We start from the raw sequence: 6,528 nt of genomic DNA, 5'->3' as shown, positions 1-6,528 counted from the left end.
ACCGACGCTTGACTTCAGGCGACATCTTGTTCGGGGCGTACCTGGGCATTGGAATCCCTCACGATCAGGATTCGCAACGACCGTTAGACACTGCCTGGAGTATCCCTTGGAAACCTATGATGCGCTCCTCGCGTCCGTTGCCCCCGACTCCGGCACAGGCCGGACCATCTTTGACCCGGCAACCGGTGAAGCCGTGGGCGAAGCCCCCATCCACGACCTCGATTACCTGGAAAACGCCGTGGCCGCAGCCGTCGCTGCCCAGCCCGCCTGGGCTGCCCTGGGCCACGACGCCCGATCAGCCGCGCTCCTGAAAGCAGCCGACGCCGTCGAACGCTCCGCCGAGGAACTGGCCCAACTGCTCTCCCGCGAGCAGGGCAAGCCGCTCAACGGCCCCAATGCCCGGTTCGAAGTCGGCGCCTGCGTCGCGTGGCTGCGTGCCACCGCCGGCCTGCCGCTGGAACCGGAAACCATCGTGGACGACGGCGAGACCCGGGCCGAACTGCACTACCGGCCCATCGGCGTCGTCGGCGCCATCGGCCCCTGGAACTGGCCCATGATGATCGCCGTCTGGCAGCTGGCCCCGGCCCTGCGCATGGGCAACGCCGTAGTCGTCAAGCCCTCCGGCAACACCCCGCTGTCCGTCCTGGCCCTGGTCAAAGTCCTCAATGAGGAACTCCCGGAAGGCATCCTTTCGGTGGTCTCCTGCGGCCGCGACGTGGGCGCGCGACTGACCGACCACCCCGCGATCGGCAAGATCATGTTCACCGGTTCCACCGCCGGCGGCCGCGCCATCATCAAGTCCTCCGCCGACACCGTCAAGCGCCTCACCCTGGAACTGGGCGGCAACGACGCCGGCATCGTCCTGCCGGATGCCGACCCCAAAGCCATCGCGCAGGACATCTTCTGGGGTGCGTTCCTGAACACCGGCCAGACCTGCGCCGCCTTGAAGCGCCTCTACGTCCACGACAGCATCTACGACGCCGTCTGCGAGGAGCTCGTATCGGTGGCCAGGCAGATGCCCATGGGCAACGGCCTGGACGAGAACAACGTCCTGGGTCCGCTGCAGAACAAGGCACAGTACGACGTCGTAGCGAACCTCGTAGAGGCGGCCAGGGCCTCCGGAGCACGCGTCCTCCTCGGCGGAAACCCGGACACCAGCCAGCCCGGCTACTTCTACCCCACCACTCTCGTGGCCGACATCGACAACGACAACCCGCTGGTGGCAGAGGAACAGTTCGGGCCCGCCCTGCCCATCATCCGCTACAGCACCATCGACGAAGCAGTGGAAAAAGCGAACGGGCTCGACGTCGGCCTGGGCGCCTCCGTCTGGTCGCGCGACCTGAAGGCCGCCCGTGAGGTCGCCGCCCGCATCCAGGCAGGCACCGTCTGGATCAACCGGCACGGCGCCGTGGACCCCCGTATCCCCTTCGGGGGCGCCAAGCAGTCCGGCTACGGGGTGGAGTTCGGCGTCGAAGGACTCAAGGCGCTGGGCGTGCCGCAGGTCATCAACGGCTGAGAGGTCCTGGAAACGGGAGCCCCGCATGCCAGCCGGCGTGCGGGGCTCCCGGGCTTTTGGTCCTGGCTACCCCATGGCCGGGGCGGTGGACGTGCGCCCGGCGAACTGCCGGCGGGCCCACCGGGCAAGCTTCTTGCCCTTGCCCTTCCACCAGTTGTCCTCGTCCTGGTTGTGGTGGAACCGGAAAACAATGGCCACCAGCACGAACATTCCCATCACCACATCCACCCAGGACGACATCACCAGGGCCACGAAGACCGTCATGGCGTTGGCCATGACCGACGGGATCGCCAGCGTGCGGAACACGGTGCTGGCCACGTAGCGGCGGTGCGACCTCGGGACGGACAATTCACGGACCATGTCGAAGCAGACGCACACCACCACTATGGTCTGCCCGAGGGCCAGCAGGATCTGGCCCGGCATTGAGCTGCTGAAGGCAGCCACGGACTGCATTCCCGGACTCATGGCCGGGCCTTGCGGTTGAAACCTTTGCTGAGAACCTTAAGCACGAAAACCCCCGGAACTTGTGGAACCACCGCCGCTGATCCGGCGATGGTTCCATTCAAGTTCCGGGGGTTCGTCCGGACACGAGTAGTGGGTACTCTAATTTTCCCGGCTGCCGAAGAGCGGTACTTGCTGTCCCGGGCTTCTACTGGCCTGGGTTCTACTGGCCGATCGCCCTGGGGCGCCACAGCACCACGGCCTGTGACCGGGGACGGGGCCGCTGTCCCCGGGCCAGGCTCACCACGTCACCGGCTGCGCCGGCGGCGAAGATCCGGGAGTCCACGGACCGGGGGCGCCGCCCGAGTTCCTCGGTGAGTTCCGAGATGCGGCTTTGGAGGGCGGCCACCTGGTTTTCGAGCTCCAGGATGCGCTTGATCCCCTCCAGCGATACGCCTTCCTGGGACAGCCGCTGCACTTCCCGCAGCATGTTCACGTCACGCTGTGAGTAGCGCCGGGACTTGCCGGGCGCGCGGCTGGGCTTGACGATGCCAAGCCTGTCGTACTGCCGCAGGGTCTGCGGGTGCATGTCCGCCAGTTCGGCCGCCACGGAGATCACGAAGATCGGCTGGTCAGCACTGATGTCCACGGCTCACCTCCGACCCTAGAGCCGGGCCTTGGCTGCCAGGCCCTCGCGGACGTCCGCCGACGCCGTGGCTTCGGCGAACGCCTTGACCGCAGCTTCGGCGTCCTTGTTGAGGTTCTTGGGGACCGCGACGTCGATGGTCACCAGGAGGTCGCCGGTGCCCTTGGAGGTCTTCACGCCTTTGCCCTTCACCCGCAGGGTACGGCCCGACGGCGTTCCCGCCGGCACGCGCACCTTCACTTTGTCGCCCTCGATGGTGGGAACTTCGATGTCCGCTCCCAAGGCAGCTTCCGGGAAGGTGACGGGAACGTGGATACGCAGGTTGTCGCCGTCGCGCGTGTAAAAGGCGTGCGGCTGGACGGAAACGGACACCACAAGGTCACCGTTGCCGGCCGCACCGGGCTGGCCCTTGCCGCGCACGCGGACTTTCTGGCCGTCCTTGATGCCGGCGGGAACACGGACGTCAATGACCTCGCCGCTGGGTTCACGCAGGCCGATGGTGGTGCCGCGGATGGAACCGGCGAAGGAAATGCTGGTGGAGGCGGTCCGGTCGGCGCCCTTCTGCGGCGTGCGCTGGAACCCGGGGGACCCGCCGAATCCGCCAAAGAGGTCGGCGAACTCAGGCGGGATACCGCCGCCGGCGGGGTTGAACCCACCAGCGTGACGTCCGGTGTTGCCGGTGAAGAGGCCGCCGAACATGTCCTCGAACCCGCCGTTGGGGGCCCCGGCGCCGCCGGGGGCAAAGCGGGCACCGCTGCCCATGGCCCGGATGGCGTCATACTGCTGGCGCTCGTCGGGGTCCGAGAGCACCGAATAGGCCTCCGAGATGTCCTTGAACTTCTTCTCGGAAGCAGCGTTTCCTGCGTTCGTATCAGGGTGGTGCTGCCGCGCCAGCTTCCGGTAGGCCTTCTTGATATCGGCATCGGAAGCGTCCTTGGCAACACCAAGGATCTTGTAAAAGTCCTTGTCCACCCAATCCTGGCTAGCCAATGGCGTTTCCTTTCAAGTCTCTTAACTAATAGCTCTCCGCGGTACAGGGGCCCCCGCCCCTACGCGTGGTGGCTCGGTCCTGACGGACCAAGCCACCACGCTCCGGCAGGCCCGATGCCACTCCCGGGGCCCCTGTACCGCTGCGAGCTTCGTGGTTACCTCACCTTAGGCGAGATGACCGTTGGCGCGGAGGCCGGATATGGGGCGGCGGTGTGGAGGGCACCGCGAAGCGGGCACCGCCCCATATCCGGCGTAGCGCCTGGTGACCGACTACGCAGGGACCGCGACGATGACCTGGGCTGCGCGGAGGACGCGTTCTCCTGATTTGTAGCCTGAGCGGAGGACCTGGCTGACGGTGTCAACCTCGATGTCTTCGCCGGGCTGCTGGATCAGGGCCTCGTGGATCGTGGGATCGAACTCCACGCCGGTCTCGTTGATGCGGACCAGGCCGTAGGTCTTCAGCGCGTTCTCCAGTTTGTTGGCGATCGCGGCGAAGGGCCCGTCGGTGAGGTCGCCGTGCTGCCGGGCGGCGTCGACGTCGTCCAGGACCGGGAGCAGGGAGTTCAGGACGCCGATGACGGCCATTTCCCCTGCCACGGCGCGGTCGCGTTCAACGCGCTTGCGGTAATTGACGTACTCAGCCTGGAGGCGGAGGAGGTCGTTGCGCAGTTCGGCCGCCTCGGCGTTGCCGGAGCCGGCCGGGACGCCCTGGGCCACGGAGTCCTCCGCCGGCACGTCCACGCCGTTGAGAATCTCCTCGGCCTGGGCCAGGGCGTCGCCGTCGGAATCCGCCGGGGAACCGGTCCCGTGGGCGGACTGGCCACCCTCGGGGTGCCGGGCCTGGCCGGTCACCGGGTCAACCTTGCGGTTGTCCCGGATGACCGGTTCCTGGCCGTTGCCCTGATTGGCGTCATGGTTCGCGGATGAGTTGTGCTCTTCCTCGTTACCGTGGTGCGGCATGGCTACTTCTTCGCTTCGTCTTCGTCGATGATCTCGGCGTCGACGATGTCCTCATCGGCCTTGCTGCCCGCAGAGGCACCTGAGGCACCCTGGGCACCGGCAGCGCCGGCACCGTCCGGCGAACCGGCCTGGGAGTAGATGGCTTCGCCGAGCTTGGTCTGGGAAGCCTGCAGCTTCTCGAATGCGGACTTCACAGCGGCGTCGTCGGTGCCTTCGAGGGCCTTCTTGAGGCTGTCGACGTCGCCCTGGACCTCGGTCTTGACCTCTTCGGGCAGCTTGTCCGCGTTGTCGGCGATCAGCTTGTCCACGGAGTAGGCCAGCTGCTCGGCCGTGTTGCGGGTGTCGGTCGCCTCGCGGCGGGCCTTGTCCTCGGCTGCGTGCTCTTCAGCGTCACGGACCATCCGGTCGATGTCCTCCTTGGAGAGGCTGGAGCCGCCCGTGATGGTCATGGACTGTTCCTTGCCGGTGCCCTTGTCCTTCGCGGACACGTGGACAATGCCGTTGGCGTCGATGTCGAAGGTGACCTCGATCTGCGGGATGCCGCGCGGTGCCGGGGCGATGCCGGTGAGCTCGAACGTGCCCAGCGGCTTGTTGTCCCGGGTGAACTCACGTTCGCCCTGGAAGACCTGGATGGCCACGGACGGCTGGTTGTCGTCGGCCGTGGTGAAGGTCTCGGACCGCTTGGTGGGGATGGCGGTGTTGCGTTCGATCAGGTGCGTCATCACGCCACCCTTGGTCTCGATGCCGAGGGACAGCGGGGTGACGTCGATCAGCAGGACGTCCTTGCGCTCACCCTTCAGCACACCGGCCTGCAGGGCTGCGCCGACTGCCACGACCTCGTCCGGGTTGACGCCCTTGTTGGGCTCCTTGCCGCCGGCCAGTTCCTTCACCAGCTCGGAGACCGCGGGCATACGGGTTGAACCGCCCACCAGTACGATGTGGTTGATGTCGGAAAGCTTGATGCCGGCTTCCTTGATGACATCGTGGAATGGCTTCTTGGTGCGCTCCAGCAGGTCCTTGGTGAGGTCCTGGAACTTGGCGCGGGTCAGCTGCTCGTCCAGGTGGACCGGGCCGTCGGGGGTGACGGAGAGGTACTGGAGCGAGACGTTGGTGCTGGAGGAGGAGGACAGTTCCTTCTTGGCCTGCTCGGCAGCTTCACGAAGGCGCTGCAGGGCGATCTTGTCCTTGGAGAGGTCGATGCCCTTGACCTTGAGCTGGTTCAGCAGGTAGTCAACGACGCGCTGGTCCCAGTCGTCGCCGCCCAGGCGGTTGTCACCGGCGGTGGCGCGCACCTGGATGGTGGAGAAGTTGTCTTCATCCTTGCCGACTTCCAGCAGCGAGACGTCGAACGTACCGCCACCGAGGTCGAAGACCAGGATGAGTTCGTCTTCCTTGCCCTTGTCCAGGCCGTAGGCGAGTGCCGCGGCGGTGGGTTCGTTGACGATGCGCAGGACGTTCAGGCCGGCAATTTCGCCGGCTTCCTTGGTGGCCTGGCGCTCGGCGTCGTTGAAGTAGGCCGGGACGGTGATGACGGCGTCGGTGACCTTTTCGCCCAGGTACGACTCGGCGTCGTTCTTGAGCTTCATGAGGATGCGGGCGGAGATTTCCTGCGGGGTGTACTTCTTGCCATCGATGTCCACCTTCCAGTCAGTGCCCATGTGGCGCTTGACCGAAGCGATGGTGCGCTCGATGTTGTTGACGGCCTGGCGCTTGGCGATTTCACCAACCAGGACCTCGCCGGACTTGGAGAATGCAACGACCGACGGCGTGGTGCGGCCACCCTCGGCGTTGGCAATAACGGTGGGCTCGCCACCTTCGAGAACGGAGACGACGGAGTTGGTGGTTCCGAGGTCGATACCTACTGCACGTGACATGTGTTGCTTCCTTCTTTCCTTGGAAACTGGTTGGCGCCCTAAGCATTGAGCGTTCTGCACTCAACTCTACTCAGGGCGCCAGCGATGTCAATCCAAAGTTG

6 protein-coding genes are annotated in these 6,528 nt (G+C 65.9%); 1 reads left to right on the top strand and 5 read right to left on the bottom strand.

Annotation, left to right across the window (positions count from 1 at the left end):
• The first annotated feature begins 106 nt into the window (after positions 1–106).
• Entirely contained in the window at positions 107–1,516 is a 1,410-nt protein-coding gene (locus AB0313_RS15210) for an aldehyde dehydrogenase family protein (RefSeq protein WP_366306493.1), read from the top strand.
• 66 nt (positions 1,517–1,582) lie between these two features.
• On the opposite strand, the gene AB0313_RS15205 is transcribed toward AB0313_RS15210, so the two are convergent.
• From AB0313_RS15205 to dnaK, 5 genes are all read right to left on the bottom strand, one after another.
• A complete protein-coding gene (locus AB0313_RS15205; protein WP_141946723.1) occupies positions 1,583–1,969 on the bottom strand; it encodes a hypothetical protein in 387 nt (128 codons plus the stop codon).
• Between the two features lie 211 nt (positions 1,970–2,180).
• Complete coding sequence (locus AB0313_RS15200) at positions 2,181–2,606, bottom strand: helix-turn-helix transcriptional regulator (protein ID WP_141945393.1); 426 nt, start codon at positions 2,604–2,606, stop codon at positions 2,181–2,183.
• Positions 2,607–2,621: 15 nt separating this feature from the next.
• Positions 2,622–3,593 carry a DnaJ C-terminal domain-containing protein gene (locus AB0313_RS15195; RefSeq protein WP_366306491.1) on the bottom strand — a complete coding sequence of 324 codons (972 nt, stop codon included), beginning with the start codon at positions 3,591–3,593 and terminating at the stop codon, positions 2,622–2,624.
• A 270-nt stretch (positions 3,594–3,863) separates the two neighbouring features.
• Positions 3,864–4,553 carry a nucleotide exchange factor GrpE gene (locus AB0313_RS15190; RefSeq protein WP_307303807.1) on the bottom strand — a complete coding sequence of 230 codons (690 nt, stop codon included), beginning with the start codon at positions 4,551–4,553 and terminating at the stop codon, positions 3,864–3,866.
• Between the two features lie 2 nt (positions 4,554–4,555).
• Complete coding sequence (gene dnaK, locus AB0313_RS15185; RefSeq protein WP_307303806.1) at positions 4,556–6,427, bottom strand: molecular chaperone DnaK; 1,872 nt, start codon at positions 6,425–6,427, stop codon at positions 4,556–4,558.
• Between the last annotated feature and the right edge of the window lie 101 nt (positions 6,428–6,528).

The sequence above is a fragment of the Pseudarthrobacter sp. NPDC080039 genome, from assembly GCF_040702335.1.
Taxonomy (GTDB): Bacteria; Actinomycetota; Actinomycetes; order Actinomycetales; family Micrococcaceae; genus Arthrobacter; species Arthrobacter enclensis_A.
The sequence above is the reverse complement of the archived record's forward strand: the minus strand, read 5'-3'. Positions and strand labels throughout refer to the sequence as shown.

Bases quoted from the DNA above. Each gene is read 5' to 3' on its own strand.
- AB0313_RS15205 (WP_141946723.1), bottom strand. From the start codon at position 1,969: ATGCAGTCCGTGGCTGCCTTCAGCAGCTCAATGCCGGGCCAGATCCTG.
- AB0313_RS15190 (WP_307303807.1), bottom strand. From the start codon at position 4,553: ATGCCGCACCACGGTAACGAGGAAGAGCACAACTCATCCGCGAACCAT.
- dnaK (WP_307303806.1), bottom strand. From the start codon at position 6,427: ATGTCACGTGCAGTAGGTATCGACCTCGGAACCACCAACTCCGTCGTC.